Source organism: Streptomyces sp. NPDC002206 (assembly GCF_053593595.1).
This window is the reverse complement of record NZ_JBSFCW010000012.1, coordinates 21583-48341: the sequence shown is the minus strand read 5'-3', so window position 1 is coordinate 48341 and position 26759 is coordinate 21583. Positions and strand designations below refer to the sequence as shown.

Below are 26759 nucleotides of genomic sequence, written 5' to 3'. Positions count from 1 at the left end.
CAGTGCCCTACGCCCGTGATGCTTCGCCCCGGCCCCGGACGCCCGCCGCGGGTAGGCGCGGGACGTCCACCGGGGCCGTATGACAGCGCTCATCGTCTGCCACTTCGTCCTTGCCGCGTGCGCGGCCCCGCTGGTGCGGCGCCTCGGCAGCCGCGCGTTCGTCGTGCTCGCGCTGCCGCCCACGGCCGCCACGGTGTGGGCGGCCACGCAGTGGAACACCGCGGCGTCCGGCGGATCCGTGACCTGGTCGTGGCGGTGGATGCCGGCGTACGACGTCTTCTTCGAACTGCGCCTCGACGCGCTCGCCGAACTCATGGTGCTGCTCGCCGCCGGAATCGGCGCGCTCGTCCTGCTGTACTGCGCCTCGTACTTCTCCGACGACGCCCCCCGGCTGGCCGGCTTCGCCGGGAACCTGCTGGCCTTCGCGGGTGCCATGCTCGGCCTCGTCCTCGCCGACGACCTGATCACGCTCTATCTGTTCTGGGAACTGACCACGGTCTTCTCCTACCTGCTGATCGGGTACAGCAGCGAGCAGAAGCACAGCCGCCGCTCCGCGCTCCAGGCGCTGACCGTGACCACGCTCGGCGGCCTCGCGATGCTCGTCGGTTTCCTGATCCTCGGTCAGGCAGCGGGAACGTACCGGATCTCCGCGATTGTCGCCGACCCACCGGCCACGAGCCTCGCCATCTCGGTGGCCATGGTGCTGATCCTGTGCGGGGCGCTCTCGAAGTCGGCGATCTGGCCGTTCAGCCTCTGGCTGCCGAACGCCATGGCCGCCCCCACCCCCGTCAGCGCCTATCTGCACGCCGCGGCCATGGTCAAGGCCGGTGTCTACCTGGTGGCCCGCCTCGCGCCCGGTTTCGCCGACGTCCCCGTCTGGCGGCCCGTCGTCCTGGTCCTCGGCGGCGCGACCATGCTGCTCGGCGGCTGGCGGGCGCTGCGGCTGAACGACCTCAAGCTCGTCCTCGCCTACGGCACCGTCAGCCAGCTCGGCTTCCTCACCCTGCTCGCCGGTACCGGTAACCGCGATGCCGCTCTTGCCGCCGCGGTCATGATCCTGAGTCACGCCCTGTTCAAGGCGCCGCTGTTCCTCGTCACCGGCATCGTCGACCATGCGGCGGGCACCCGCGATCTGCGCAGACTCTCCGGCGTCGGCCGGGCGCTGCCGTACGTCTGCGCGGTCGCCGTGCTCGCCGCCGCATCCATGGCCGCACTGCCCCCGCTGCTCGGATTCGTCGCGAAGGAGGCCGCGTTCGACGCGCTGCTGCACGGCGACGCCGCGGACCGCTGGGCGCTCGCCGTCACCGTGGCGGGCTCGACGCTGACCGTCGCCTACGCCGTACGGTTCGTCTGGGGCGCGTTCGCCCGTAAGCCCGGCGTCGAGGACACCCCGGTGCACCGGGTCGGCTGGGCGTTCCTCGCCCCGCCCGCCCTGCTGGCGCTCTGCGGCCTGGTGCTCGGACCGGGCGTCGGCCGGATCCAGCGGCTGCTCAGCGCGTACGCCGACGAGTTCCCCGTACCCGCGCATCCGTACCACCTCGCACTCTGGCACGGATTAGGCACCGCCCTACTGCTCTCGGCCGTCGCCGCGGTCGGCGGTGCGGTGCTCTTCGCCGGGCGTACCACCGTGACCCGGCTCTCCCGGCGGATCGCCTGGCCGACCGCCGACCGGGTCTTCGGCCGTCTGCTGCTCGGTCTGGAGCGGACCTCGCTGGAGATCACCGGCTTCGTCCAGCGCGGCTCGCTCTCCGGCTACCTCGCCATCACCCTGCTCGTCATGCTCGCCGGACAGCTCGCCGTGCTCGGGGTGGACCGGCCGTGGCACGGGGCATCGGCGCCGCGGCTCTGGGACGTTCCGCTGCAGGGTGCCGTGGCCGCCCTGACCTGCGCGGCCGCGCTTCTCTGCCTCACCGTCAGCCGCCGGATGAAGGCGGTGGTCCTGGCGGGACTGACGGGGTACGGGACCGCGCTGCTCTTCGTCGTCCAGGGCGGCCCCGATCTGGCGCTCACCCAGTTCTGCGTCGAGACGGTGTCCATGGTCGTGTTCGTGCTGGTGCTGCGGCGGATGCCGGTGCACTTCCAGGAGTCGGTCAGTACGTGGCGGCGCGCGGTACGCATTCCCGTGGCGCTGGCCGCGGCCGCCACCTTGAGCGTGGTGGTGTGGGTCGCGGCGGCCGCACGTACCGCCGACCCCGCTGGGGCCGCCATGGTCGAGGAGACCGCGCACCACGGGCTCAAGGACGTCGTCGCCACCATCCTGGTCGACCTACGGGCCTGGGACACGATGGGGGAGTCCGCCGTGCTCGCCGCCGCGGCTATCGGCGTGACCAGTCTGATCTATCTGCACCGCCGCGCGGACGGATCCGGGCTGCGCGAGGAGGTCCCCGGGCGTACGGCATGGTCGCTGACGGAGCGCGGACTGACCGGGCTGCCGCACGGCGACGAAGGCGCGCCCGAGCGGAGCTGGCTCGCGGCCGGCGCCACGCTCGCCCCCGAACACCGGTCGGTCGTCTTCGAGGTCGTGGCCCGGCTGCTGTTCCATCCGATCCTGGTGCTCTCCGTCTATCTGCTGTTCTGCGCCGAGAACATGCCGGGCGGCGGGTTCGTCGCCGGACTCGTCGCCGGTGTCGGGCTGATCACTCGCTATCTGGCGGGCGGCCGCTTCGAACTCGCCGAAGCCGCACCGCTGCAGCCGGGTCTCTTCACCGGCCTCGGGCTGTTCCTCTCCACCGGAGTGGCGCTGCTCGGCCTCGCCGAGGGAACCGTGCTGCACGCCTGGACGTATCACGGCCGGCTGCCCGTGTTCGGCTCGTACCACCTGGGCACACCGGTCCTCTTCGACTTCGGCGTGTACCTGCTGGTGCTGGGCGTGGTGCTGGACATCGTGCGCGCACTCGGAGCCAAGATCGACCGCCAGATCGAGCGGGCCGCGGCGGAGAAGGCCGCGGCGGAGAAGGCGGCGGCGGAGAAGGCGGCGCCCCGGGGGGAAGCGGGACCGGGAGCCACGCCCGAAGTCGGAGGTGCCCCAGGATGACGGTCAGCGCCTCGCTTCTGGCCACGGCCGCCGTGCTGTGCGCCGTCGGCGGCATCCTCATGCTCACCCGCCCCCTCACCCGCATCCTGCTCGGAGCGGTGATCGCGGGCAACGGCATCAACCTGCTCGTCCTGTCCGCCACCGGATCGGCGGGCAGGGCGCCCCTCCTGTACGGCGTCCCGCTGTGGCAGGTGACCGACCCGCTGCCGCAGGCCATCGCCCTGACCGCGATCGTCATCACGCTCGCCACCACGGCGTTCCTCCTCGCCATGGCGTACCGCAGCCACCAGTTGACCGGCACCGACGAGGTCCACGACGACCTGGAGGACCGGCGTATCGCGCTGCGCGCCGAGGTGCTGGGGGAGCGGGACGAACTGCGCGAGCAGTACCGGTCCGCGTCCGAACGCACGGTGGAGGAACGTGCCCGGTACCGGGAGGAACGCAAACGCCTGCGGGCCCGGCTCCGCGCCGACCGCGCCCTCCAGGCCCGCGGCCGGGACGCTTCCGGAGACCTCTGGCACGACGTGCTGGGCGCCGACCCGCAGGACTACGCCGAAGCCCGTACCGAAGCCCCCGCCGCAGACGCGAACCGAGGAGACACCGGGTGAACACACTTGTCCCGCTGCCGGTGCTGCTGCCGCTCTGCGCCACCGGCCTGAGCCTCGCCTTCGGCACCCGGCTCAAACAGTTCCAGCGCATCATCAGCGTCGCCGTGCTCACCGCCGTGCTCGTGCTCTCCGTCGCCCTGATGATTGCCGCCGACTCCCGCGGCCCCCTCACCGTCCACCTCGGTGACTTCGCCCCGCCGCTCGGCATCACCCTGGTCGCCGACCGGCTGTCCGGGCTGATGCTGACCGTCTCCTCGGCCGTCACCCTCTGCGTGCTGGTCTACTCCCTCGGCCAGGGCATGGCCGACCGCGACGAAGAGACACCCGTGGCGGTCTTCCACCCCGCCTATCTGATCCTGGTCGCCGGGGTCTCCTGCACCTTCCTCGCCGGTGACCTCGTCAACCTCTACGTCGGCTTCGAGATCATGCTGGTGGCGAGCTTCGTGCTGCTCACCCTCGGCGGCACCGGCCCCCGGGTCCGGGCCGGCTCCACATACGTGATCATCTCGCTCTTCTCGTCGATGCTGTTCCTCACCGCGATCGCCATGACATACGCGGCCACCGGCACCGCCAACCTGGCCCAGCTGGCCCAGCGGCTGGGCGAGCTCCCGCTCGGTGTACAGACCCTGATCCAGGCCATGCTGCTGACCGTGTTCGCCATCAAGGCCGCCGTGTTCCCACTCGCCGCCTGGCTCCCCGACTCGTACCCCACCGCACCCGCCCCCGTCACCGCCGTCTTCGCGGGCCTGCTGACCAAGGTCGGCGTCTATTGCATGCTCCGTACGGAGACCCTGCTCTTCCCCGGCAACCGGCTCGGCGACCTGCTGATGGCGGCCGCGCTCGCCTCGATGATGATCGGCATCCTCGGAGCCGTCGCCCAGACCGACCTGAAGCGGCTGCTCTCCTTCATCCTCATCAGCCACATCGGCTACATGGTCTTCGGTATCGGCCTCGCCTCCCGCGGGGCGTACGGCGGCGCGATCGTCTACGTAGCCCACCACATCACCGTCCAGACGACGCTGTTCCTCGTCGCCGGACTGATCGAGCGCCGCACCGGCACCACCGAACTCACCCGGATCGGCGGACTGGCCAGAGCCGCACCGGTGCTCGCCGCCCTCTTCTTCGTGCCCGCCATGAACCTTGCCGGGATCCCGCCGCTGTCCGGCTTCATCGGCAAGCTCGGCCTCATGCGGGCCGGTGTCGCCGACGGCGGCGTCTGGGCCTGGATCCTGGTCGCCGGCTCGGTGGCGACCAGCCTGCTGACGCTGTACGTGATGGCCAAGGTCTGGAACCTGGCGTTCTGGCGGGCCGCACCACCCGGCCAGGCCGCGGACGGCACCGTCCTGGAGTCCGACGACGAGAACGACAGCGACGAGGACGCCGACGAGGGCCCGGACCGCATTCCCGGCACCGGCGACGAACCGATTCTCCACCGTCACCAGCCCGCCGGGCTCGCGGTCGCGGCCACCCTCCACGGCCATGCCGTCACCACCACGACGAAGCTGCCGACGCTCATGACCGCCGCCACCGCGGCAGCCGTCGCCCTCGGACTCTCCTTCACCGTGCTCGCCGGACCCCTGACGTCGTACACCGACCGTACGGCCGCCGAACTTCTCGCACGCTCCCCCTACATCGAGGCGGTGCTCGGCCGGTGAAACGCTGGATCACCCTGTCCTACCGGAACGCGGAACTGCCGCCCTTCAGCTGCGAATTCGCCGGCCGTCGACGGCGCGTCCTCGACCTTCCGCTGATCGCCTGGCTCACCGTCATCTGGGTGCTGCTCTGGTCCAGCCTGAGCTGGGCCAATGTGGTGACCGGCGTCGTCGTCGCGGTGGCGGTCTGTCTGGCCTTCCCGCTGCCCCACGTCGATCTCGGGCTCCGGCTCCACCCGTGGGGCATCGTGCTGCTCGCCGGCTATCTGCTCTACGACATGTACACCTCGGGCGTGAAGGTCACCCGGCAGATCTTCGTCGACCATCCGCACCGGGCCGCCGTCATCGCCGTACCGCTGCGCTGCCGCTCCGACCTGATGCTCGCGGCGACCGCCGTCGCCGTGTCGAACGTGCCCGGCGGATCCGTCGTCGAGGTACGCCGCGCCACGGCCACCGTCTTCGTCCACGTCCTCGACGCGGACCGGCCCGCCGTGCTCGACGCGGCCCGGCGTTCCGTCTGGCGGCTGGAGGAGCTGACGGTACGGGCTTTCGGCACCCGTGACGAGATCGTCCGGGTGGCCGAACCACCACCGGCGACGCCGCGGACGGACGGGCCGGGGGTGGGCGCATGAGCGCTCCGGAGACCGTCGACCGGGTTCTGCTCACCGCCTCCGTGGTGGTGCTCGTCATTGCCGGGGCGGGCCTGCTCGCCCGTATCTGGCGTGGCCCCTCGATGCTGGACCGGGCGATCTCGCTGGATGTGTGCGCCGCCCTCATCATCGCGGGCCTCGGCGCCAAGTCCGCCGTCGCACGCGACCCGTTCTATTTCCCGATCATGCTGGTGCTGGCCTTTCTCGGGTTCACCGGCTCGGTGGGCATCGCCCGCTTCATCGCCGTACGCGACCGGCCGAGGAAAGCCGTACGCGACCGGCCGAGGACCGAGGGGAAACCGGAGTGAACGTCTGGCTCCAGATCGCCGACACGACCGGTGCGGTACTGGTCTTCATCGGCGCGGCCATCTGCCTGCTCGGGGTGATCGGCATGCTGCGGCTGCCGGACGTCCTGTCGCGCAGTCACGCCGCGACGAAGCCGCAGAGTCTCGGCCTGCTGCTGGTGCTCGCCGGAGTCGCGCTGCGGCTGCGCAGCGGCATGGACCTCGCCACGCTCGCGCTGATCGGGTTCTTCCAGCTGATGACCGGACCGGTCGCCGCGCATCTGGTCGCGCGATCGGCGTACCGGACCGGCCAGATCGACCACGGCGAGCTGCTTTTCGACGAACTGGACGCCCAGCTGACCGAAGAACGCTGACCCGGGAGAGTCGACAGCAGCGGGCGGATCCATCGACGAGGCGGGCCGGGCATCACAGGTGTAAGCAGGAGATATGCGCGTCCGGCACAGGGTCATCCATTTCACCACTCCGTGGCGCCCGAGCCACGGACTGCTCATCGTGCCGCTCGCGATCATCGCGACGACCGCGCTGATCGACATCAACACACCGGAGACCATCCACCTTGGTCCGTTCCTCATCGCGGCGCCCGCGCTCACCGCCGCGTTCGCCGGCCCCGGACCGACGGCGGCCGTCGGGGCGCTGGCCGTCGTGGCCCAGATCGTCATCGCCGCGCTGCACGGCGGCGTCTCCACACCGAACCACGAGGCGCAGATCGCCGCCGTCCTCGTGATCTCCGTGTTCCTCGTGGTGTTCCGCCGGTTGCTCGACCGGTACGAGCGACAACTGGGCCGGGTGCGCTCGGTGGCGATCGTCGCGCAGCAGGGCCTGCTCCGCCCGTTGCCCCGCCGGATCGGACCGCTCACCATCGCGTCCGTGTACATCGCGGCCGAGGCGGGGGCCCAGATCGGCGGGGACCTGTACGCGGTGGTACCAGCCCCGGGCGTGACCCGCATGGTGGTCGGCGACGTCCGAGGCAGCGGTCTCCCTGCTTTCGGGCACGCCGCGGTGGTGCTGGGGGCGTTCCGCGGGTCGGCGTACCGGAACCTTTCGCTGCCCGGCGTCGTGTCACACATCGCCAACGCCTCGTACTGGAACATGGCGCAGATCGCCGAGGCCGAACCGGACTGCAACGAGTCGTTCGTGACCGCGCTGGTGCTCGATGTCCGCGACGACGACCACAGCGTTCAGCTGGTGAACTGCGGGCATCCCCCGCCGATGCTTCTGCGCGCCGGGCACGTACGGACACTGGAGGTCAGTGAGCCCGCGCTCCCGCTGGGGCTCGGCGCCCCCTCGGAGAGCGAGTACCGGGTCGAGACGTTCGACTTCGCACCCGGCGACCTCCTGCTCCTCTACACCGACGGAGTCATCGAGGCACGCGACCGCAGGGGCACCTTCTACCCGCTCGCCGACCGGCTCGCCGCCTGGACGGGGACCGGCCCCGAGTCCCTCGTACGCCACTTGCACGACGACCTGTTGCGCCACGTCGGAGGACGCCTGGGCGACGACGCCGTCATGATCGCGGTCACGAAGACGTCCGGCGACGTCAGGGCAGCCGCAGCGAGTAGGTGATCCGCTCCAGGCGGTAGTAATCGGCGACACAGGCGGCCGGCCAGACCCTCCGCCCGTGCTTGCGGAACGGTTCCACCATTCCGGCGACCGACACGGGCGTGTACGGGAGGACCCGGTCACCGGCCGCCGCACGCGCCCGCAGCCACTGGTCCTGGTGGTCCCACTTCACGGCCCGGACACGCATGTCCGCTTCGAGCCGCCACAGTGGGACGGCAAGTGCGAGGCACACGGCGACGCACACCGCCGCTCCGGCCACCTGCACCGCACCGGTGTGCCGAGTCCGCTGCCCCAGGGCAAGTCCCAGCAGCGCACCGGCACCGACGAGCACCGCGACGTACAGCAGGAGGTAGTCGTTCCAGATCCGCGTAGAGGTGGTCACGCTCTTCCCGAAGACGGGATACGCGACGACCGTGCAGAGGTACCCGGAGAGGAGAAACGCCAGAACAGCCACGCAGGCCATCAGCCGCCGGCGCACCGGCAGGACCACGCGCCGCCCGCCCGGCCCCCTGATCAGGAGCCCCAGCAGGACCCCGGCCGCCACCGCGCCCAGATAAGCCCACGTCGTGAGGAGCGTCCCCAGAATGTGCCCGAAGCCGCGCAGGGACCCGAGGAGCGAGTCGGGCGCGAGGAAGGACACCCCGTCCGTGCCGAATCGCCCCCGCCGGATCCGGGCACCCGGCGACGTGTAGAGCACGAGCGTCCCGATCCCGGTCCCCGCCATGCCGGTCAGGCACCAGCCCCGTACGTAGCCACGGCGTTGCCCGGCGAGGAGCAGCAGAACGGCCGAGAGGACGACGAGCACGACGACGGACGTCTCCTCCGAGAGCGTCCCGATGCAGAGACCGGCCACGAATACCGCGACCAGGGCAATGCGCCGCCCCCGGCGGGACCGGGCCCGGAGCAGCGGCACGGCCGCGGCACAGGCGAGCACCGGGGCCATGGTGTGCGAGACGGACGCGGCGGGCCAGTAGAACGTCTTGTACGTATTGGGCGTCGCGAACAGAAAGACGGCCGTCACCATCGACGCCACGAGCAACGGGACTCCACGCGGCGCCGTGAGACGGGCCCTGCGCAGCGCCGATACGGTCACCGCCCACAGGATCCCCAGCATGACGGCCCCGCTGACCAGCCCGAACCACTGGTGCCCCGCGACACCGAACCTCGCGTACGCCCAGACCAGTACGGCATTCGCGATCCGGCCGTTGTCCCCGAAATAGAACTTGCCGACCATCCCGGAGAGGCCTTCGTCGCGCACGACGGGCAGAAAACACCACTCGTCGCCCCCGGGCCGGGCCCATCTTCCGAACCACGCCGCCACACCGAGGAGCCCGAGCGGCAGAAGACAGAGCGCGGCCGGCCAACGACCGATCCGTGGCCGTACGGCTGCCGAGCTCTCCACCCCACCGGCGACCGGCTGCTCTCCTTCGCACGGCTGCAGCCCGGTCGGAGCCGGACCGGCGGCCGTCATCGCGATTCCCCTGCCGTGACCATTACGCCATCTGATACGGCGAGGCAGGCTGCCCGGGCCCCGTACACGCCATCCGGGCCCAGCTCCATGCGAATGGCGGACGCCCATGCACACCGGTCCCCGGCGGTGGCCGCGGTCATGCAGGACAGCAGGCCCCGCACCATCGCCCCGGAGAAACTGCCCGGGACGATCGCTCGCCACCTTCAGGCCCACCGTGCCCACGACACCGCCACCGCAGTCACCGGCGACGCCACAGTGATCGACGACGGCACGAGGGCAAGCGGCAGCCGGGCACCCTGGCCCCGCTCACACGGTGAGCGGGGTGGAGCCGGCGCAGGGCGAGGCCTGCCCGGGCCGGGCCGGCCCGGACGCCGGCCCGTCGCCGCCCGGAGTCCGCTACTCGATGACGAGCTCGACCGGGATGTTGCCGCGGGTCGCGTTGGAGTAGGGGCAGACCTGGTGGGCCTGCTCGACCAGCTTGCGGCCGGTGGCCTCGTCGACCGTTGCGGGCAGCTCCACGCGCAGCGTGACCGCGAGGCCGAAACCCTCACCCTGCTTGCCGATGCCGACCTCACCGGTCACGGCGGCGTCGCTGACGTCGATCTTGGCCTGACGGCCGACGAGCCCCAGGGCGCTGGCGAAGCAGGCGGCGTAACCGGCGGCGAACAGTTGCTCGGGGTTCGTGCCCTGGCCGCTGCCGCCCATCTCCACCGGGATGGCCAGCTGCAGATCCAGCTTGCCGTCAGGGGTGACGGCACGGCCCTCGCGGCCGTGGGTGGCAGTAGCGACGGCGGTGTAGAGCGCTTCCATGGAAACCATTCCTCTCGAAGTTCATGTTCCGGCGGCGCTGTCCGCCGCTCAACCTCAGCAAAGCACACAACTGAGTTGTGCACAACTCAATGGCATGCGGGGCTATGCTGGATCCATGACCTCCACGCCCAGTCCGAGCCGCGAAGCCACGTCCGAGGCCGACTACCTCCACCTCGACCAGCAGATCTGCTTTTCCCTGAACGCCGCGTCGCGCGCCTTCGGCAGCGTGTACCGCGTGCTCCTCAAGGACCTCGGACTCACCTATCCCCAGTACCTGGTGATGCTCGCGCTCTGGGAGCACGGCGAGCTGCCGGTGAAGAAGCTGGGAGAGCACCTGCGGCTCGACTCCGGCACACTGTCGCCGCTGCTGAAGCGCCTGGAGGCGGCGGGCCTGGTACGGCGCGAGCGCAGCACCCTGGACGAGCGCTCGGTGCACATCCACCTCACGGACGAGGGCACGGCACTGCGCCAGCGGGCGCTGGCCGTGCCGCGCCGGATCGCCGCGGCGACCGGCTTCGACCTCGACGAGATCACCGATCTGCAGGGCCGCCTCAACCGACTCACGGCAGCCCTGAACACGGCGGCACTGGACGAGAACCTGAGCTGCGCCGACGGGGAATTCGAGAAGTAGCGTCACTTGCTGCTCCGGGTCTCGTTCGAGAGCTTGTGGTGCCGCAGCGCGGTGATGCGTCCCTCCCTGCTCGCCCCCAAGGTGATGTGCTGCTCCTGCTCCTCCCGGTGACCGACCGACGTGAACATCTGCTCACGGGTCAAGCTGAGCTTGACCGGGCGTCCGACGTGCCGGGCGGCGAGCGCGGCCAGGGCGGGATGCGCCCAGATCATGGCCTTGCAACCGAAGCTGCCGCCGACGTAGTGGGAGATGACGCGGACGTTCGAGGGCGTCAGGCCGAGCAGTGCGGCGACACCCTTCCCCGAGCTCTCAACTCCCATCGAGCAGGTCAGACGGATTGCGGTGGCCCTTCGGGCAGGACCCGTTCAGATGTCGCGGAACTTACATCGCAGCGCTGCGACCTAATGGGATAGATCCTCAGGCCCCGCTGACCAGCACGGAAAGGGTCGTTGCTGGTTGTTGTCGGTCGTCGCGAGTTGACCTCAGACGGCCCAGGGACGGCCCAGGCGAACCGGCGTCGGCAGGAGGCCGCGCTGGGGTGGAGCAGTTGCGGACCAAAGCAGCTGCCGTGTTCGACCGCCGAAGCAGACCTAGTCAAGCGCTCGGGGACACTGGCCCCGGCGCGAAGGAGGGAGCCATGCCGTCGGCGAAGGCGGGTGGCAAACCTATGGCCCGGTGCAGGGCGTACCCCGAGACGCGATCAAGTCCGCCTCGGTCTGCCGACGTTGCCGTCAGAGACTGCCGTCATTCGACTCGTAGAGGGGCCGCGTGATAGCTGAGCGGGACGTCGCGCACGCGCACGGCAGGTACGACGCCGATCCGCTGAGGCCGGCCGATGGACCGGTCGGCGTGGCCCTTCCAGCCGCCGCCGGTCAGCACGAGCGATCCCTCCGGCAGGTCCAGGCAGGGCACGCCCATCGCCTCCATCCGCTCCAGTACGGCGTGCAGCAGGGCGGGGAAGCCGACGATCCGCACCGGCTCGTCGCGGGCGGCGAACTCGAGGAGGGCGTCGACGGAACCCATGGGGTTGAACTCGTGGCCCTCGCCGGTGTTCCGCAGCGCGTGGACGGCGGAGGCGACGGGGGCGAAGTCGCAGAGCTCGTTGAGACCGTGCGCGGCGCCGACGGTGAGCCGCGGATCCGGCTCGTAGCCCAGCACCAGGTAGTTCGCGGGGCGCTCGACGTCGATGAGCCCCAGTGCCTTGATGGTCCAGGCATCCATGCGCTGGGCGGCGCCGATGGATCAGGTGTCGAAGCCTATTTCGGTCTTTTCGCCGCCTGTGCCCGAGGGAGTCAGCCGGAGCGCCACGGTGTCGTCCGCAATGGAGCTCAGGGCATGCCGTTTGAACAGGTTGACGTGGATGTAGGGCAGGTCGGCGACCTGCTCGACGCCGGTGATGTCCGGCGCGCCCGCACCCTTCCACATGGCCCCGTACAGCGGGTTGCGGGCGGCGTGCCAGGCGTTGATCTCCCGCATGGCGGCGACGAATACGGCGTCGGCGGCCTCGTCGGCACGAAAGGGGTCGGCGATGTCACACAGCTCTTGTACCCGGGGCAGATCCCCGGGGTCCGGCACCTGGAAGGGACGGAAGTACTTCGCGAGCGAATTGAGCCGGCGCGTGAGGTCGGCATAAGAGGTCGACGCGGTTGTCATAGCACTCCTTGTTGATCACTACGTACGTACTTCTCTTCGAGCCCGTCGAGAGGGGCCTTGCTCCGCTCTGACGGGCACCGTTGGTTAGTCGGGCAGGCTGCCTGACGGAGCCTTTTCCATCTGCTCGACCAGGTCCCGGATCTTCGCGTGGGACCGGTTGGCGGCCTGCTGGCCTGCGGACAGCGTCTCCCACCTGCCGCGGTAGGGGACACGGACCGAGCCCCCGGCTCCTTGGTAGCGCTAGTCGGCCCGGCAGACGATGCCGGCCAGCAGGACGAACGCCTTCGCCGACGCCGCCCGGACCGCCTCGGGGAGAGTCGGGGCGAGGGCGGCCAGGACGTCGACGGCCTCGGTGATGTAGCGGTAGGCGGTGGTGGTGTCGATTCCGAACCCGGCCGCGAGCTGGGCGTACGGATGACCGTTGCGGAGGTGGGCGAGAGCGGGCAGGGCCTGCCGCCCCGCGCTCAGGCGCCGCCATCGGGTGCCGAGACGACGACGGTGTTCCCGCAGACGAGCGGTGAGGAAGCGCAGGGCGGAGCTGAGCACGTCCAGCCCGGACGGCTAGACAGGCATACGAAGCCTCTGGTGGGCACGGGTTCTTCTTGGTCGAAAACCCGTCCACCAGGGGATTCACCCGTCTGTCAGCCGAACCGACCAGACTGGCCCGCAGGTTGGAAAAGGCTCGCTGAGGTAGCGCTCGTCAGACTCGAAGATGGTGTCGCTGACGCCGTGACCGAAGGGGAAGCCGGGGAGTGAAAACTTCCCCCAATCCTGGCCGTCTTCTAACGGCTGCCCTTCCTTACCTCAGGCAGGAATGTGCTCGACGGCACCGGCGTTTCCTTGCGCCATGCCAGGGTGATTCGGCGCGACAAGAGTGCGCAGGCGCGAAAAGATATCCGTGAGTAGTTCACGGCGGTGGCTCATAAGATAGAAGTGGCCTCCAGCGAAGCCGCGCATAGTGAAGCTGCTGCTCGTCACGGCCGACCAGCTCGCGACGGCTGCCTCGCCTGCTCTCGTGTCCTGGGATCCGTAATAAGCGATGACCGGCATGTTCAGCATGTGTTGGCCGACTGCGGTCTGATACTGGCTCACGAGATGGTAATCGCTACGGATGGCGGGAAGTATCAATTCCAGCAGCTCCGGGTCGCGAAGGACCTGTGCATTGGTGCCACCCAACGATTCAATGTGTTTCAGTAGTTCGGTGTCTGTGGCTTCAGGGAAGGTGCGGTGGGGCGCCTGACCAGGTCCTGATCGGGAGGAGAGGAACAAGCCAGCCAGCATAGGGGCGGGTTGCTCTCGCAGGTGCATTGCCGTCTCGTAGGCGATGGATGCCCCCATGCTATGGCCGAAGAAGGCGAGAGGGGCGTCAATGAACTGCTGGCATGCCTGTGCTGTGGAATACGCCAGCTCTTCCAAGGAGTCGGGCAATGAGTCGTGCAATCGGTCTTCTCGTCCGGGGTAGCGGACAGCCAGAAGCTCCACGCCGTCTGGAACAAATGGTGCCCAGTCGCGAAAGAAGCTTGCCGCACCGCCTGCATGGGGAAAGCACACCAGCCTGACACGTGGAGTGCTGCAAGCCTTGATCGTCCGAAACCACAGACCGCGGGTTCGGTCCTGCGGCATGTTCATATCCAACCTTCCTGGCGTGCAGCTGATGAGAGTAAGAGGCTCTGATCCTCTCCTACGCGTGAGCTGGGGAGGCTGCCCGAGGTCTGCCCTTGGTGGCTGCGGTACGTAATGTTCTGTCCGCCGGCAAAGGCTCGGCGAACGCCTCCTCGTTGGGGAGGTTGAAGTTCATCAGGACAGCACGGCGGCGCAGACGCGCCTGCTCGGATTGCGGCCATGGTTGGCCTAGCGGCATGTCTGCCGCTAGGCCAACAAGCCTGAACAGGGCGCGAGTCACCGGGCCTCACTCTCAAAAATTAACAGAAGAGTTGACGCGAAGGAAGCTCGGTGTGGCGCGAAGTGCACCGGAAGTCGGGAGATGTGTCGGCCGGAGTGGGGGAAGGGAATCGGACAGGATCAATAAGGGACCGGAACAGTAGCGGAAGGTGACAGGGTTCGCAATGCCGGGAGAAAGGGGCGGGAGCGTGAAGAGGAACGGGAATGTCTTCCCGGTTGGCGCCGGAGTGGAATATGCATGTGAAAGTGCTTGGCCTGGGGGCGACGTCTTCCGCAGCTCCGACGTCGATCCCTCCCCTTCGCGCCGCCCGCACGAGCAACTATTCAGGTTTGGCTCCGCCGAGCGGCGCCTGGACCTACTCGTGACTTGCCTCTGCAAGACAACGGAGCGCTGGTGCACTTCGGCATGCTCTCCGAGTTCGGGTCCCCGGGAGAGCTGGATTCCATACCGGCATCGGTCGGCCGACTTTTTCAAGGACGAGCGTGTACGACAGGCTGTGTGAACAAGACGGGACGTGCCACATCTGGTGGGCTGAGGTTTCGGGTGCTGCGCGCAGCCGTCACCATCTGCTATCGCCGGCTGAACTGGACCGCGTCGGCACTCTTCGGAGGGCTGATGACCAAGACCGCTTTGTCGCAGGGCGGGCGCTTCTGCGCACCCTTGCGGCTGATCTACTCGGCACCGAACCGCGTCAGGTGGTAGTGGGATCAACATGCCCTGACTGCTCGCGCCCGCACGGGAAGCCAACTCTCCCGGGGACCGCCTGGGAGGCCTCCATCTCCCACTCCGGACGACTGGTCGCCGTGGCGCTCTCCTCAAGCGGGCCAGTGGGGGTGGACGTTGAGCGGATCGACGAGTCCGTGCCCCTGAAGGAGCTAGTTCCACAAGTCTTCTCCGAGTTGGAGCCAATAACCCAGGGCGGGCCGAGCCCCTTGTCTTTCTTCCGGACTTGGACTCGGAAGGAGGCCGTACTAAAGGCGACCGGGGACGGACTGCGTATTCCGATGTCGCGGATGGCAGTCGCACCTGCGGATTCTCCGCCCGCTGTGACTTCATTCGTAGGTCGGCCGGACCTCCTCGGCCGTATCCAGCTGGCCGATCTGCTGGCAGTACCTGGATACACAGCCGCTGTCGCGGTGATCTCGACTGCGGCCGTCGAGTACGTCGACCACGGAACCACGGAGCTCACCTCCGGGGTTCTAGCCGGGGTGGAGGTCCGGTGAACGAGGGACACCCCACGTCACGCGTCCTGCTGGTCCTGCCTCCTGCTTCCGCAGTGCGTGCAGCGATCGCGTCCGACCTCCGAGTATGGGCAGTGGTCGATCCGGCAGTGCGGACGTCGGACGCGCTGGCCGCAGTTGGACTCCCGTCACGCCGCCTGCTCTTGGCGAGCCTTGCGGATCCTGATGCCCTGCGGACGCTGCTGGAGCGCTGCGCGCACGTCTACGGAATCGATCGGATCATCCATTCCGAGTGCGGAACCCGGAGCATGCTGCAGCCCATTCTGGGCAGCGAGGCGGCCGCTCTCACGGCGGCAAAGGCCGCAGCGGTGGTACGCGAGATCTCCAGGCGGCTGGGATGGGCGGTGAGTGAACTGCCCGGCACGGCTGCCCTGCAGCGGCTCTTGGAACAGGGCGGATACCAAGGGCCCCACCTCGGCGACGAGCCACCGGCGTGGCCCACGTTCGAGGTGTGGACGCTGAGCGTCGATGGGATGCATCTCGTTACGGATGTCACCGCTCAACGAGCCGACGTCGAAGAGGCCGATACGGATCAGGCGAGGATCCGGGCCACGGTGCGGGCCCTGCTCGACCTGGCCGGGTACCAGCACGGGATGGTTCGGACTGCAGTGGAGCTCACCGCGCAGGGTTGCCGGATCATCGACGTAACCCTCTGATCAGCGAGCCCTTGAGAGGTATGCGCAAAGGAACCGTTCGGTATCGGCCTGCGCCACTCTCTGAGATGTCGAAACGGGCACTGTCCGACACGGCACCGTATCCCTCTATGCAAGACAGGTGACGAGACATGCGCACGAAGCTGATCCGACTGGCCGGAATCCTCGCAGTCGCTGCCCTGGCGCTTGGGCTGGGAGCGACCGTGCAGACCTCCGACGGCGGCGGGGCCGCCACCCGGCAGGTTCTTGCGGACAACAAAGGCCCGGCTTCATCCACCCCGTAAGCTCCACTCAGTGGCTGCGGCTGGTGTCGGGCAGTTCCATGAGGTCGAAGAGCTTGGTCGCCGCTACCTGGTGCGCCCGAGCCGTCGAGGTGTCACCGACCCCCGCTGCCGCCCGTGATAGACCGAGATGCGCAGATGCCTCCTCGGACCGGAAGCGGATCGCCGAGGCAATCTCCAGCGCATGCGAATGCAGGGCCATCGCTGCCGTGTGCTGGCCCTGTGCGTTGCGCAGCCGGCCGAGGATGTTCTCGGTGTATGCCTGGCGGACCGGCGTACCACCGCATCGCGCGAGGGCCAGAGCACGCTCGGCCCAGTAGGGCACTGCATGGGTGTCGCCCATTTGATGGGCCACGACGGCGGAGAGCGCCAGCACCAGTGCGGTGTCACCAGGAGGGCCGCTCTCGTCGCAGATCTCCCGGGCTCGGCGCAGGCTCTCATGGGCGTCGGCGTACTGTCCCATCCCCATCTGAGCCGCCGCGAGATCGGCCAGTGCCATGGTCTCGTTGACCGGGTCGGGGGAGATCCGCGTGAGCTCCAGGGCCTGATGTGCGGCGGCCGTCGCCTCCCCATATCGGCCCCACCGGGTGTATAGCGAGCTAAGATTCGTTTGGGTTTCCGCCTCCGCACGTGAGGCACCAATCTCCCGCGCCACCTCGATCGCTCGCTTCATTCGCGGGAGCGCTTCTGCATAACGTCCCAGCATGAGTAGGAGGAGCCCGAGTGTGGACTCGCAGTGCGCCTCGGTGTCCCGGTTTTCCAGGCGTACCGCGATGTCACAACCTTCGCGGGCGACGTCGATGCCCTCCTCGAAGCGGCCGAGCTTCCAACAGGCAGCCGCCAGGTTGGACAGACTGACGCTCAGCAGGACCGGGTCGTCGAGCCTGCGCGCGGCTCGGGTCGCGCGGCGCGCGAGCTCATGAAACTCCTCCAGGTATCCGCCCGCGTACAGGTGGAAGGCCACGTTACGGATCAGCCAGCCGACATGCCGGTCCTGAGCGAGCCGGTCGGCTAGGTCTATCACCGCAAGCAGGCCCTGGTGCTCGTGGGCGAACCAGAGCCGTGCCGACTTCTCGTCCGTCAGCTCCGGCAGCTCTCCTGCGTATTCCTCGATTCCGGTGGAGTGGTGGGCGCGTCCGGTGAACAGCGCGTCGCAGGCTGTGCCGGTGGCCGTGTGGTAGTAGCGCACCAGCCGCTCGACGGCCGCTGCGTCGGTGCGCTCAGTGGAGGGTCCGCGCCGGCTTCCAGCGAAGCTGCGCACTAGGTCGTGGAAGGTGTAGGCGCCCAATTCGGGCTGCTGGAGCAGTTGTGCGTCGAGCAGGAGCTCAAGAATGTACTCGGCTCCCCTGAGATCGGTGTCCAGCAACGCGGCCGCGGAGTAGCCGTCGATGCGTGGGCTCGGATGCAGCGCCAGACTCCGGAAGGCCTCTCGATGCCTGTCGTCCATGGCCAGATACGAGAGCTGAAGTGTGGCAGCGACGCTGCGTTCGCCCGAGCTCAGCTCGTCCATCCGGCGGCTTTCGTCCCGCAGCCGCTCGACGAGATACCGAATCGTCCAGCGCGGACGGTTGCGCAGCCGGGTGGTCGCGATACGTAGAGCTAGGGGAAGGTGACCGCACAATGTGGCGAGCTCGACGGTAGCGTCTGGCTCGGCGGCCACACGGTCCGGGCCGAGCATCCGGGTGACCAGTGCCGCGCTGTCCTTTGGTGCCATCGTTCCCAGGGAGTGCCACTCGATGCCGTCAAGATCAAGCAGCCGCACCCGGCTGGTGATCAGTATCAGGCAGTTGGGGGAGGCCGAGATCAAGGGACGAACCTGGGCCACGTCGGAGGCGTTGTCGAGGAGCAACAGCATCCGCCGCCCTGATATCGCCACTCGCCACTCGGCTTCACGTCCCGGCAGGTCCTCAGGTATGCGGTCGCCCGGGACACCGACGGCCCGTAGCAGAATGTCCAATGCGGCAGACGCCGATACCATCGATTGGCTGCCTGGGGTGAAGCCGTGCAGATTTACGTAGAGCTGCCCGTCAGGAAACTCATCGGATAGCTGATGGGCGGCGCATACTGCTAGGGAAGTCTTCCCCGAACCGCCCATCCCGTCGATGGCATGGACCCGCGTGCCCGGCGTGCCCAGCGGCTCCGCGGACCGGACATGTCTCAAGAGACTGGCGAGTTCGTCGTTCCGCCCTGTGAAATCAGGCAAAGCATAAGGCAAGGTGCATATAGGCCCCCGTGGCGCGACAGGTGCTGCGGAGGCGGTAGTCGTCTCACCGGGCGATCCAGTTAGCTCGGGACTCTCGCGCAGGATCCCTTCGTGGAGCTGGACCAGCTGCCGCCCGGGGTCGACGCCGAGCTCGTCGGCGAGCAGCTCGCGTACTCTCGCGTACTCCTCCAGCGCCTCCGCCTGCCGTCCCGAGCGGTACAGGGCGAGCATCAGCTGTCCACGCAACGTCTCGCGCAGGGGATTGGCTGAAATCAGGGCCCGTAGCTCGGGGATGAGTTCTCCGGCCTGGCCGAGCCCCAACTGTAGGTCGTACAACTGCTCTGCCGCATTCAACCGACGCTCATCCAGCGCGGCCGCCGCCAGGCCGATCACCGAGCCGCCGGCATCGGCGAGCACAGTGCCCTGCCACAGGTCGAGCGCCCCCTGGAGGTCGGTGCACGCCTCCTCTGGCCGTCCCGCCCCCGCGGCTTGTGCTGCGGCCTGCAGTCGTGCCTCGAACTCCAGGAGATCCAGTCCGCCAGGTGACACCACCGTCCGGTAGCCCGGACCGTCGGTGAGGATCGTGCTCCCGCCGTCCGGCAAGCGCCGGCGCAGATCGGCCACAGCCTTTCGCACCTGGTGAACTGCGGTCGCCGGAGGGTTCCCTTCCCAGGCAGCCTCAATCAGTTTGGCTACGGGTACCACTCGCCCGCATTCAAGCAGAAGGGTGGCGAGCACCCGCTCCTGGATTGCTCCCCCGAGTCGCAGTCGCACTCCGTTGGCCCATACCTCCAGGCGGCCGAGAACGCGGAAGTAAAGGTCTTCTGCGCGGGGCACCACATCCTTCCCCGCGTCCATGTCCTTCATTGCTTCTCCAGCCCCCGTAACTTGCCAAAAACCCAGGTCGAGGGCTTGGCCAGAAGGATCATAGGTCATCCGCCTTAGCGCTCAAACTGGCTTTGTTGGTGAGTTTCAGAACATCTGATGCTCAGTGGCGGGAACGCCCGGTTCCACGGGTGAGTGATGTCGCCGCGTTTTCGAGGATGCCTCGGCGCACGCTTCGGGACCATGGTTGTGCTCTGCACGACGAGGGGGCCCGGGTGTTGCCGAAGTCCAAGGTCGATCTGTACGCGGCGATCCGTCGTGACGCCAAGGACGGCATGTCGTTGCGGGCGCTCATGCGGAAGCACGGTGTCGGCTTCGAGACCGTACGGAGGGCCTTGATCTCGGCGTTGCCGGAATCGCGGAAGGAGATGGAGCCGCGGGAGACAAGGCTGGACTCTGCAAGCCGATGATCGACGGCATCCTCACGGCTGATCTCACCGCACCGTGCAAACAGCGGCACACCGTCAAGCGAATCTACGACCGGCTGCTGGACGAGCATGGCGCCGGCATCTCCCACCAGATGGTCCGTGGCTACGTTGCCGCCCGCCGCCAGGAGATCCGGCCGGAGGCCGGCAAGGGTGTGGTCGACGCGTTCGCCGAACAACAGCAGGCGGTCGGCCGAGCGACGAGAAGCCCCCGCCCTTTCAGCCATCCATGAGGCGTCGACGCCACCATCCGCACGCACCCCACGGGCTCGCCAGCGTGAGGTGAGGACCGAGGGGAACGGTCCGGCGGTCGAACTCAGCATCGAGCCTGGCGACGAGCTTGCCCAGGTCCGCCCGAGCGCCGCGGGGAAGCAACAACAACACGTCCTCCAGGCGGTCCCTCGCCACGAGGGGGTCACAGCACTCACAGCCCATCACCGGATCCGGCAACACGCGCCCTGGCTGTTTCAGATACCACTCACATTCGGCCAGGGCAGCGACTACGACCCCCAGCCACAGCCGGTCCTCCTCCACCTTCCGGATCGCCACGCGAGTCGCCGCAGTCACACCGGCGATCCGGCGAACCGGGATACCTCTTCGGGGCTGCCAACGCTGTGCGCGCAGCCCCTTCGGACGCCTACGCGGCATCGGCCTTTCGGATCGGCATCCCGTCATCCTGCCACGGACCGGGCTGCCTCCGCCGTGTGCCGGGATGCATCCGGATCCGGCCGGGAACGAGACGGGACCGGGTCGGGAGGCGCTGCGGCAACCATGAGATCACGCAGATCCGAGGCGGATCGGTTGACGGTGAGACCCATGCCGATCAAGTACTACCGACTTCGCATCGAAAGGGCTGGCCGGGGGTCACGGCGGAGACGTCAGTGAAGTCATCAATTCGCGACATGTCCGATGTGCCGGTCGCCGTCCCGACGCAGACACCGTTGATCTGCAACTGGAGTCCGCAGGAATCGGCTCTCGCCGTCTGCCGACTCAGCATGCCCAGATCGATCAAGACCCTCGCCGGCCGTACGGCCGATGGCGCCACGGCCTTCCGGACAGTGCGCCATCGGATGCGGTGAAAGCGGCGGAAAGGAAGAGGAATGGCTGACGAAGCGCCGGGGACAGAAGAGCCCTCGGCTCAGCGACGAGACCTCCCGTGCCCGACCGGGTGGGAGCCGGCGCCCCAGCCCGACACGAGCGTGCTCGCCTTGTTCGGGGAACAAGCCGCACGCACCCCGGACGCCGTCGCGGTGATCGCTGGTGATCGTCGACTCACCTATCGGGAGCTGGACGTCGCCGCATCTCGCGTCGCGGCGCGGTTGCGTGCTGCCGGTGCGCCGGCGGTGGTGGGGGTCTCCGCGGAACCGTGCCTCGAACTTCTGCCCGCGGTGTTGGGAGCGTGGAAGGCCGGGAGCGCATGGGTCCCGGTCGATCCTGGTCACCCGGCCGACCGCGTGGCGTACGTGCTGGGCGATTCCGGAGCGCGGCTGGTACTGGCCGGCTCGGCAGGGCCGTTCCCGGGGGACGTCCTCCTGATCAATGACAAGGTCGGTGGCGAGGCTGACGGAGACGCCGATCGCGACCTGGTGCCGGCTTCGCCGAGCGATGTCGCGTATGTGATCTACACGTCAGGGTCGACCGGTCGGCCCAAGGGCGTGGTGGTCGAGCACGGGTCGCTCGCTGCCTACCTGACCTGGGCGGCAGATGTGTACCCCGGGCTGGCTGGACGGTCCCTGGTCCATTCCACGCTCTGTTTCGACCTGACTGTCACGGGACTGTTCGGCCCGCTCATCGTTGGCGGCTCAGTGCGCCTGGCACCGCTGATCAGCAATGTGCCGGAGCGTCCTTCGTTCCTGAAGGTCACGCCGAGCCACCTGCCGCTGCTGGAGGCCATCGGTGACGCCGCATCGCCGAGCGAGGATCTCGTTGTGGGCGGCGAGGCACTGCCCGCGGACGTTCTCGAGGCTTGGCGGGTCCGTAACCCGCGGACTCGGGTCACCAACGAGTACGGCCCCACCGAGGTCACCGTCGGCTGCGTTGCTCTGACCATCGAGCCCGGCACCCAGCCGCCGGTCGACGCTTCCGGGGGAGTCGTGATCGGGCATCCAGTGCCCGGGCACGCCGCCTACGTTCTGGATGCCCAGGGACAGCCCGTCCCGGACGGGGGCATTGGGGCCCTGCACGTCGCGGGGCCGCAGGTGAGCCGTGGGTATCTGGGCCGTGACAGTGCCGCGTACGCGAGCAGCCCCTTCCACCCTGGCCACCGGATGTACGCGACGGGCGACTTGGTGCGGCGTCGGGAAGACGGGCTCCTGGAGTACCTGGGGCGCAACGACCAGCAGATCAAGCTGCGTGGCTTCCGGATCGAGCCCGGCGAGATCGAGTCCCTGCTGCGCGCCCAGCCCGGCGTCGAGCAGGCGACCGTCGCGGTTCGCGCCGACCAACTCGTGGCCTACGTCGTGGGCCAGGGTGAGCCCGACCGTGACGCGCTCGCTCGCGAACTGCCGGAGTACATGCTTCCCAGCATCTTCGTCAAGCTCGATGCCCTGCCGTTGACCTCCAACGGCAAGTTGGACAGCGCTGCGCTTCCGACGCCGGACTTCTCGGTCGAGCCTGCATATGTCGCCCCGCGCACTGACGCCGAGCGGCTGGTTGCCGAGGTCTTCGCCGACCTGCTCGGTGTGGAAAAGGTGGGTACGGAGGATGACTTCTTCGAGCGCGGTGGCAATTCACTGACCGCCATCCGAACGATTGCCCGTATTCGTGCGCAGCTCGGCGTGGACATCCCGGTTCGAGGAATGTTCACGTTCACGACGGTCGCCGCGCTGGCTGCGGAGATCGAACGACTGATCATGGCGGAGCTCGACGAACTCAGCGACGCGGATGCGGAGCAGCTCCTGCGTCAGGGAGCTGTCTGAGCCTGAACCGGATCTTACCGCCGCCGGCGATCTCGGCCGGCCGACTGGTGAATCTGCCCTTGACGGGCCAATCCAAATGTGCGAAAAGGAACCATATTCATGCGGTATGTAGGAAATGAGTACACGCGCGTCGCCGTCTTCGATGACGTGACGGACCTGGGCCGGTGCCGTGAACTTCTCGGCGAAATGGACAGCGCGCTGCACGATCAGGGGGCGGTGCTGCTCCGTGGACTTCCCGCCGATCTGGAACTCTTTGACGAGATCACCCGCCTGGTGGGTGGGTCCCCCCTGGAATACACCGAGCGGTCCACACCGCGGTCCGAGGTCCAGGGAGCCATCTACACCTCCACGGAGTATCCGCCGGACCAGGCCATCCCGATGCACAACGAGAGCTCCTACTCGGAGAATTGGCCGAGGCTGCTGTTCCTCCTCTGTGATGTGCCCGCGGAGTCGGGCGGAGCGACGCCGGTCGCCGACAGCCGTGCGGTGTACCAGGCGTTGCCGACCGATGTCCGTGAGCGGTTTGCCAAGGGAGTCGTCTACACCCGCTCGTTCCGCCAGGGGCTTGGACTGTCCTGGCAGGAGGCGTTCCAGACCGATGATCCGGCGGCCGTGGAGAAGTACTGCACGGAGCACGGGCAGACCTTCGAGTGGACCGACGAGGGGCTGCGCACGTCGCATCACCGGCCGGCGTGGCAGGTGGAGCCGCGCACGGGGGACACGGTCTGGTTCAATCAGGCCCACCTCTTCCACGCCACGAGCCTGGAGCCGGACGTACTCGAGGCACTCCTTTCCCTCTATGCCGAGGAGGATCTGCCCCGGCATGCCTACTACGGCGACGGCTCCCCGATAGAAGAGGCCGATCTGGACGCCGTCCGGAAGGTCTACGACGAGGTGTCGTTCGCTTTCCCGTGGGAGGCGGGGGACGTGATGATCGTCAACAACATGCTGGTCGCGCACGGCAGGCAGCCCTTCACCGGGGCTCGCCGGACCCTCGTCTCCATGACGGATTAGGGGCCTGTTCAATGACCTTCCCAACGAATCCAGACCGCTTTGCCGACGGCGCTGTAGAGCCACAAGGACGTGCACGTCTGGACACCCTGTCTCAGGCGAAGCGCGAACTCTTTGCTCAGCGGCTCGCCGGCCGCCGGACCGAGTCCAACAGTTCCACGGCCCCTCTTCAGCAGCTCCGGGAGAAGAAGTCTGTTTGGTCCAACTCGCTGAGTCCTGCGGAGGAACGCTTCTGGATGGCGTACACCTTTGAGGAGCAGTCATCCGCCTACCACATCCCGATCACCTTCCGCCTCTTCGGACGCCTGGACGTTCCTTCGCTGAACGAGGCTTTGCGGACGGTGATGGCGCGTCACGAAATTCTGCGCACCCGGTACGAACTCCTTCCGGCCGGCGAGCTCACCGCGGTGGTCGACGAACCTGGGGCTTGCACGTTCGAGGTCGTAGACGCGGAGGCAGACGCACAAGAGTTGCTCGTACGGGCTACTGAGATGCCCTTCGACCTGGCGACGGGGCCGTTGCTGCGTCCGCTGCTGTTGCGCATCAGTGACGACGAGCACTTCCTTCACATCACTGTTCACCACATCATCACCGACGGATGGTCCATCGGAAATCTCATCGAAGAACTGTCGGTCGCGTACAACGCGCACGCGCAGGGAACTGATCCGGATCTTCCCGAGCTCCCTCTCCAGTACCGTGACCACGCGATGTGGCAGCGTTCGCAGACCGAGGAGTTCGCCCGTCAGGCGGCGTACTGGAAGCAAGCGCTGAGCGAGGTGCCTCGCGAACTCGGCTTGCGTACCGACCGCCCCAGGGAGTCCCGGGTGATGGTGCCGGGCAAGTCCGTGACGGTCACGTTCCCCAAGGCCGCTGCGCTGGGCATAGCACGGCAGACGAGAACAACACTGTTCATGGTGCTTCTGGCCGCCTACTCCATCGTTCTCGGGCGGCACGCGGGCCGTGAGGACGTGGTGGTCGGAACTCCGGTCGCGGGTCGACAGGATCCGGCGACCGAGCCGCTCATGGGCTGCTTCATCAACACCCTCGTGATGAGGACGGACTTCTCCGGAGATCCCAGCTTCCGCGAGCTGCTCCTCAGGGTCCGCAAATGGGCCCTGCGTGCCTACGAGAACCAGAGTGTCCCGTTTCAGCAGGTTGCTGACAGTGCGATTCCGCGGACGGGGGTGCGCAGCACGCTGATCCAGGCCTGGCTGGCACTTCAGAACTTCCACAACCCGACGCTCGAGATGGCAGAAGTCGACGCCGAGGACGTATTCGTCACCACGGATGCGACCAAGTTCGATGTCACGTACTACATCACCGAGCTCGATGACCAACTGGAACTCGAAGTCGAATACGACAGCTCGCTGTTCGATGAGAGCACCATGCGGAAGTTCGCCGGAGAGTTCGCCGACGGCCTCGAGGCCGCCTCGTCCGATCTCGACCGAAAGATTTCTGAGATCTTCAAGGAGAACCAATGACCGCGCCAAGCGAGACGGCCTCGCTCTTCCGGCACCGAGATTTCCTGCTGTTGTGGTCCAGCCAAAGCATGTCGGTCTTCGGGGCGCAGCTGACGTACGTGGCCATCCCGCTCACCGCCGTCATGATCCTTCATGCCACGCCCATGCAATCCGGGATCCTGGGTGCGCTGACCACGCTTCCCTTCCTGTTGTTCGGCCTGGGTGTCGGAGCCCTGCTGGACAGGCGGGCGCGCCGCCCCATCCTCATCGGGGCCGATGTCGTGCGAGCCGTCGCGCTGGCCTGGATCCCCATCGCCTACGTCCTTGACATGCTGACGATCACGCAGCTCTTCGTCGTTGCGTTCATCGTCGGCACGATGAGTGTTTTCTTCGATCTCGCCTATCAGTCGTACCTCCCCACTTTGATCCCGCGGTCAAGGCTGATGCAGGCAAATTCGAAGATGCAGGTTTCGGAATCGATGGCCGAGGTCGCCGGTCCCGGAGCGGCCGGCGCGTTGATCGGCCTGCTCAGCGCACCCTTGGTGATCGCCGCCGACGCCGTGAGTTATCTTCTGTCCGCTGCGGCAGTTCTGAAGTTGCCTGCGGATGCGACGCCTACGGCGGACAAGGGGCAGAGCAAAGCGGCCCTCTCGTTCGGGGCGTCGATCCGAGAAGGCATCGACGTGGTCAGGCGCCACTCCGTCCTTCGCTGGTGCACGACCGCTGCGGTTCTCGCGAACCTCTTCGAGAGTGCCCTGTTGTCGGTCTTCTTCCTCTTCCTCGTCCGGGACATCGGATTCGGATCGACGGAGGTCGGCCTGGTCGTCGGATTCGGCGGTGCGGGTGCCGTCGTGGGTGCGCTCCTCGTCGAACGGGTGACCCGTCTGCTGGGCGCCGGCCCGGCGCTGATCCTGTCCATGTTGCTCCCCGGAATTGGTTGCCTGCTGCTGGGGTCGGTCGACGGGGACTCGTCGTGGGCCATCGGACTCGCGGCAACCGCGAACTTCATCGCTCTCCTCGGGCTTCCCGTGTTCAACGTGACCGTCATCAGCTTCCGCCAAGTGGTCACTCCCGACCACTTGCTGGGCCGGGTCAATGCGACGGTGCGCACCTTCGCTTGGAGCGCGCTGTCACTGGGTTCTCTTCTCGGCGGTGTGCTGGGCACGTCGCTGGGCCTCCGTGAAACCGTCCTCGTATCTGCGTGCGGTGGCTTCCTGGCCGCGCTGCTCCTGTTCTTCTCTCCGCTGCGCACCCTTCGTCGCCTCGAGGATGCGGAGGCCGTGGAAACGGATTCCGAAGCGGACCAGAAGCTCGGCGCATCCACGGAAGAGAAGTCCGAACCGGTGGGAGATGCGCAATGAGTGCCGTAGGAACCAAGCAGAACGAGAGCCGGCAGGTCTCTCTT

The 26759-nt window shown here is 67.8% G+C and carries 24 protein-coding genes and 2 pseudogenes; 18 read left to right on the top strand and 8 right to left on the bottom strand.

Annotation, left to right across the window (positions count from 1 at the left end; genetic code table 11):
* Positions 1 to 79 precede the first annotated feature (79 nt).
* From ACWCP8_RS22555 to ACWCP8_RS22525, 7 genes are all read left to right on the top strand, one after another.
* Positions 80 to 3034, top strand: coding sequence for a Na+/H+ antiporter subunit A (locus ACWCP8_RS22555; protein ID WP_352269176.1), 2955 nt, complete (start codon positions 80 to 82; stop codon positions 3032 to 3034).
* Positions 3031 to 3642, top strand: a complete 612-nt coding sequence (locus ACWCP8_RS22550) for a Na(+)/H(+) antiporter subunit C (protein WP_355997752.1) — start codon at positions 3031 to 3033, stop codon at positions 3640 to 3642. Before ACWCP8_RS22555 ends, ACWCP8_RS22550 begins: the two co-directional genes overlap by 4 nt.
* The gene (locus ACWCP8_RS22545; RefSeq protein ID WP_352269178.1) at positions 3639 to 5297 is read left to right on the top strand and encodes a Na+/H+ antiporter subunit D; all 1659 of its coding nucleotides are present in this window, start codon (positions 3639 to 3641) and stop codon (positions 5295 to 5297) included. The genes ACWCP8_RS22550 and ACWCP8_RS22545 overlap by 4 nt, the downstream gene beginning before the upstream one ends.
* The gene (locus ACWCP8_RS22540; RefSeq protein ID WP_352269179.1) at positions 5294 to 5926 is read left to right on the top strand and encodes a Na+/H+ antiporter subunit E; all 633 of its coding nucleotides are present in this window, start codon (positions 5294 to 5296) and stop codon (positions 5924 to 5926) included. Before ACWCP8_RS22545 ends, ACWCP8_RS22540 begins: the two co-directional genes overlap by 4 nt.
* Positions 5923 to 6252 (top strand): monovalent cation/H+ antiporter complex subunit F, encoded by a 330-nt coding sequence (locus ACWCP8_RS22535; protein WP_352269180.1) that lies wholly within the window; start codon positions 5923 to 5925, stop codon positions 6250 to 6252. The genes ACWCP8_RS22540 and ACWCP8_RS22535 overlap by 4 nt, the downstream gene beginning before the upstream one ends.
* Positions 6249 to 6602, top strand: a complete 354-nt coding sequence (gene mnhG / locus ACWCP8_RS22530) for a monovalent cation/H(+) antiporter subunit G (RefSeq protein WP_267000753.1) — start codon at positions 6249 to 6251, stop codon at positions 6600 to 6602. The genes ACWCP8_RS22535 and mnhG overlap by 4 nt, the downstream gene beginning before the upstream one ends.
* A 73-nt stretch (positions 6603 to 6675) precedes the next feature.
* Positions 6676 to 7812, top strand: coding sequence for a PP2C family protein-serine/threonine phosphatase (locus tag ACWCP8_RS22525; RefSeq protein ID WP_352269181.1), 1137 nt, complete (start codon positions 6676 to 6678; stop codon positions 7810 to 7812).
* Here the strand turns inward: ACWCP8_RS22525 and ACWCP8_RS22520 are convergent.
* Together ACWCP8_RS22520 and ACWCP8_RS22515 are read right to left on the bottom strand one after the other, a co-directional pair.
* Complete coding sequence (locus tag ACWCP8_RS22520) at positions 7787 to 9280, bottom strand: DUF6056 family protein (protein ID WP_451117709.1); 1494 nt, start codon at positions 9278 to 9280, stop codon at positions 7787 to 7789. The two genes, ACWCP8_RS22525 and ACWCP8_RS22520, sit on opposite strands and share 26 nt — an antisense overlap.
* A gap of 396 nt (positions 9281 to 9676) precedes the next feature.
* Positions 9677 to 10090, bottom strand: a complete 414-nt coding sequence (locus tag ACWCP8_RS22515) for an organic hydroperoxide resistance protein (protein ID WP_267000747.1) — start codon at positions 10088 to 10090, stop codon at positions 9677 to 9679.
* A gap of 115 nt (positions 10091 to 10205) precedes the next feature.
* Here ACWCP8_RS22515 and ACWCP8_RS22510 point away from each other — a divergent pair, with 115 nt between their 5' ends.
* Entirely contained in the window at positions 10206 to 10721 is a 516-nt protein-coding gene (locus ACWCP8_RS22510; protein WP_451117707.1) for a MarR family winged helix-turn-helix transcriptional regulator, read from the top strand.
* A 2-nt stretch (positions 10722 to 10723) separates the two neighbouring features.
* Here ACWCP8_RS22510 and ACWCP8_RS22505 read toward each other — a convergent pair whose 3' ends face one another.
* From ACWCP8_RS22505 to ACWCP8_RS22485, 5 genes and pseudogenes are all read right to left on the bottom strand, one after another.
* Entirely contained in the window at positions 10724 to 11041 is a 318-nt protein-coding gene (locus tag ACWCP8_RS22505; RefSeq protein ID WP_451117705.1) for a molybdopterin cofactor-binding domain-containing protein, read from the bottom strand.
* 424 nt (positions 11042 to 11465) lie between these two features.
* Positions 11466 to 11942, bottom strand: a complete 477-nt coding sequence (locus ACWCP8_RS22500; protein ID WP_425900996.1) for a hypothetical protein — start codon at positions 11940 to 11942, stop codon at positions 11466 to 11468.
* 21 nt (positions 11943 to 11963) lie between these two features.
* On the bottom strand, positions 11964 to 12374 hold the full coding sequence (locus ACWCP8_RS22495; RefSeq protein WP_451117703.1) for a hypothetical protein: 411 nt from the start codon (positions 12372 to 12374) through the stop codon (positions 11964 to 11966).
* A gap of 120 nt (positions 12375 to 12494) precedes the next feature.
* A pseudogene (locus tag ACWCP8_RS22490) lies at positions 12495 to 12926 on the bottom strand (helix-turn-helix domain-containing protein); the annotation flags it as partial.
* Between the two features lie 252 nt (positions 12927 to 13178).
* Positions 13179 to 14003, bottom strand: a complete 825-nt coding sequence (locus tag ACWCP8_RS22485) for a thioesterase II family protein (RefSeq protein ID WP_425900994.1) — start codon at positions 14001 to 14003, stop codon at positions 13179 to 13181.
* A 756-nt stretch (positions 14004 to 14759) separates the two neighbouring features.
* Here ACWCP8_RS22485 and ACWCP8_RS22480 point away from each other — a divergent pair.
* From ACWCP8_RS22480 to ACWCP8_RS22465, 4 genes and pseudogenes are all read left to right on the top strand, one after another.
* A pseudogene (locus ACWCP8_RS22480) lies at positions 14760 to 15314 on the top strand (4'-phosphopantetheinyl transferase family protein); the annotation flags it as partial.
* A gap of 9 nt (positions 15315 to 15323) precedes the next feature.
* A complete protein-coding gene (locus ACWCP8_RS22475) occupies positions 15324 to 15500 on the top strand; it encodes a hypothetical protein (RefSeq protein WP_425901037.1) in 177 nt (58 codons plus the stop codon).
* 266 nt (positions 15501 to 15766) lie between these two features.
* The gene (locus ACWCP8_RS22470; RefSeq protein WP_425900993.1) at positions 15767 to 16174 is read left to right on the top strand and encodes a hypothetical protein; all 408 of its coding nucleotides are present in this window, start codon (positions 15767 to 15769) and stop codon (positions 16172 to 16174) included.
* Between the two features lie 128 nt (positions 16175 to 16302).
* Positions 16303 to 16455 (top strand): hypothetical protein, encoded by a 153-nt coding sequence (locus ACWCP8_RS22465; protein WP_425900992.1) that lies wholly within the window; start codon positions 16303 to 16305, stop codon positions 16453 to 16455.
* A 7-nt stretch (positions 16456 to 16462) separates the two neighbouring features.
* Here the strand turns inward: ACWCP8_RS22465 and ACWCP8_RS22460 are convergent, their stop codons facing one another.
* Positions 16463 to 19522: an AfsR/SARP family transcriptional regulator gene (locus ACWCP8_RS22460; RefSeq protein ID WP_451117701.1), complete on the bottom strand. Its 3060-nt coding sequence runs from the start codon at positions 19520 to 19522 to the stop codon at positions 16463 to 16465.
* Positions 19523 to 19755: 233 nt separating this feature from the next.
* Here ACWCP8_RS22460 and ACWCP8_RS22455 point away from each other — a divergent pair, with 233 nt between their 5' ends.
* The 6 genes from ACWCP8_RS22455 (at position 19756) to ACWCP8_RS22430 (ending at position 26715) form a co-directional block, all read left to right on the top strand.
* The gene (locus ACWCP8_RS22455; RefSeq protein ID WP_425900990.1) at positions 19756 to 19950 is read left to right on the top strand and encodes a hypothetical protein; all 195 of its coding nucleotides are present in this window, start codon (positions 19756 to 19758) and stop codon (positions 19948 to 19950) included.
* Entirely contained in the window at positions 19947 to 20198 is a 252-nt protein-coding gene (locus ACWCP8_RS22450) for a hypothetical protein (protein ID WP_425900989.1), read from the top strand. Before ACWCP8_RS22455 ends, ACWCP8_RS22450 begins: the two co-directional genes overlap by 4 nt.
* A gap of 975 nt (positions 20199 to 21173) precedes the next feature.
* Complete coding sequence (locus ACWCP8_RS22445) at positions 21174 to 22883, top strand: non-ribosomal peptide synthetase (RefSeq protein ID WP_451117698.1); 1710 nt, start codon at positions 21174 to 21176, stop codon at positions 22881 to 22883.
* 99 nt (positions 22884 to 22982) lie between these two features.
* Positions 22983 to 23897 carry a TauD/TfdA family dioxygenase gene (locus ACWCP8_RS22440; protein WP_425900987.1) on the top strand — a complete coding sequence of 305 codons (915 nt, stop codon included), beginning with the start codon at positions 22983 to 22985 and terminating at the stop codon, positions 23895 to 23897.
* Positions 23795 to 25375, top strand: a complete 1581-nt coding sequence (locus ACWCP8_RS22435) for a condensation domain-containing protein (protein ID WP_451117695.1) — start codon at positions 23795 to 23797, stop codon at positions 25373 to 25375. Before ACWCP8_RS22440 ends, ACWCP8_RS22435 begins: the two co-directional genes overlap by 103 nt.
* Positions 25372 to 26715 carry an MFS transporter gene (locus ACWCP8_RS22430; RefSeq protein WP_425900985.1) on the top strand — a complete coding sequence of 448 codons (1344 nt, stop codon included), beginning with the start codon at positions 25372 to 25374 and terminating at the stop codon, positions 26713 to 26715. The genes ACWCP8_RS22435 and ACWCP8_RS22430 overlap by 4 nt, the downstream gene beginning before the upstream one ends.
* The last annotated feature ends 44 nt before the right edge of the window (positions 26716 to 26759 follow it).

Excerpts from the sequence above, each read along its gene's own strand:
- ACWCP8_RS22520 (WP_451117709.1), bottom strand. The coding sequence starts at position 9,280 with ATGACGGCCGCCGGTCCGGCTCCGACCGGGCTGCAGCCGTGCGAAGGA.
- ACWCP8_RS22430 (WP_425900985.1), top strand. The coding sequence starts at position 25,372 with ATGACCGCGCCAAGCGAGACGGCCTCGCTCTTCCGGCACCGAGATTTC.
- ACWCP8_RS22515 (WP_267000747.1), bottom strand. The coding sequence starts at position 10,090 with ATGGAAGCGCTCTACACCGCCGTCGCTACTGCCACCCACGGCCGCGAG.
- ACWCP8_RS22485 (WP_425900994.1), bottom strand. The coding sequence starts at position 14,003 with ATGAACATGCCGCAGGACCGAACCCGCGGTCTGTGGTTTCGGACGATC.
- ACWCP8_RS22500 (WP_425900996.1), bottom strand. The coding sequence starts at position 11,942 with ATGGATGCCTGGACCATCAAGGCACTGGGGCTCATCGACGTCGAGCGC.
- ACWCP8_RS22465 (WP_425900992.1), top strand. The coding sequence starts at position 16,303 with ATGCGCACGAAGCTGATCCGACTGGCCGGAATCCTCGCAGTCGCTGCC.
- ACWCP8_RS22535 (WP_352269180.1), top strand. The coding sequence starts at position 5,923 with ATGAGCGCTCCGGAGACCGTCGACCGGGTTCTGCTCACCGCCTCCGTG.
- ACWCP8_RS22550 (WP_355997752.1), top strand. The coding sequence starts at position 3,031 with ATGACGGTCAGCGCCTCGCTTCTGGCCACGGCCGCCGTGCTGTGCGCC.
- ACWCP8_RS22450 (WP_425900989.1), top strand. The coding sequence starts at position 19,947 with ATGATCGACGGCATCCTCACGGCTGATCTCACCGCACCGTGCAAACAG.
- ACWCP8_RS22470 (WP_425900993.1), top strand. The coding sequence starts at position 15,767 with ATGCTGCAGCCCATTCTGGGCAGCGAGGCGGCCGCTCTCACGGCGGCA.
- ACWCP8_RS22505 (WP_451117705.1), bottom strand. The coding sequence starts at position 11,041 with ATGGGAGTTGAGAGCTCGGGGAAGGGTGTCGCCGCACTGCTCGGCCTG.
- ACWCP8_RS22495 (WP_451117703.1), bottom strand. The coding sequence starts at position 12,374 with ATGACAACCGCGTCGACCTCTTATGCCGACCTCACGCGCCGGCTCAAT.
- ACWCP8_RS22510 (WP_451117707.1), top strand. The coding sequence starts at position 10,206 with ATGACCTCCACGCCCAGTCCGAGCCGCGAAGCCACGTCCGAGGCCGAC.
- ACWCP8_RS22555 (WP_352269176.1), top strand. The coding sequence starts at position 80 with ATGACAGCGCTCATCGTCTGCCACTTCGTCCTTGCCGCGTGCGCGGCC.
- ACWCP8_RS22460 (WP_451117701.1), bottom strand. The coding sequence starts at position 19,522 with ATGAAGGACATGGACGCGGGGAAGGATGTGGTGCCCCGCGCAGAAGAC.
- ACWCP8_RS22440 (WP_425900987.1), top strand. The coding sequence starts at position 22,983 with ATGCGGTATGTAGGAAATGAGTACACGCGCGTCGCCGTCTTCGATGAC.
- ACWCP8_RS22525 (WP_352269181.1), top strand. The coding sequence starts at position 6,676 with ATGCGCGTCCGGCACAGGGTCATCCATTTCACCACTCCGTGGCGCCCG.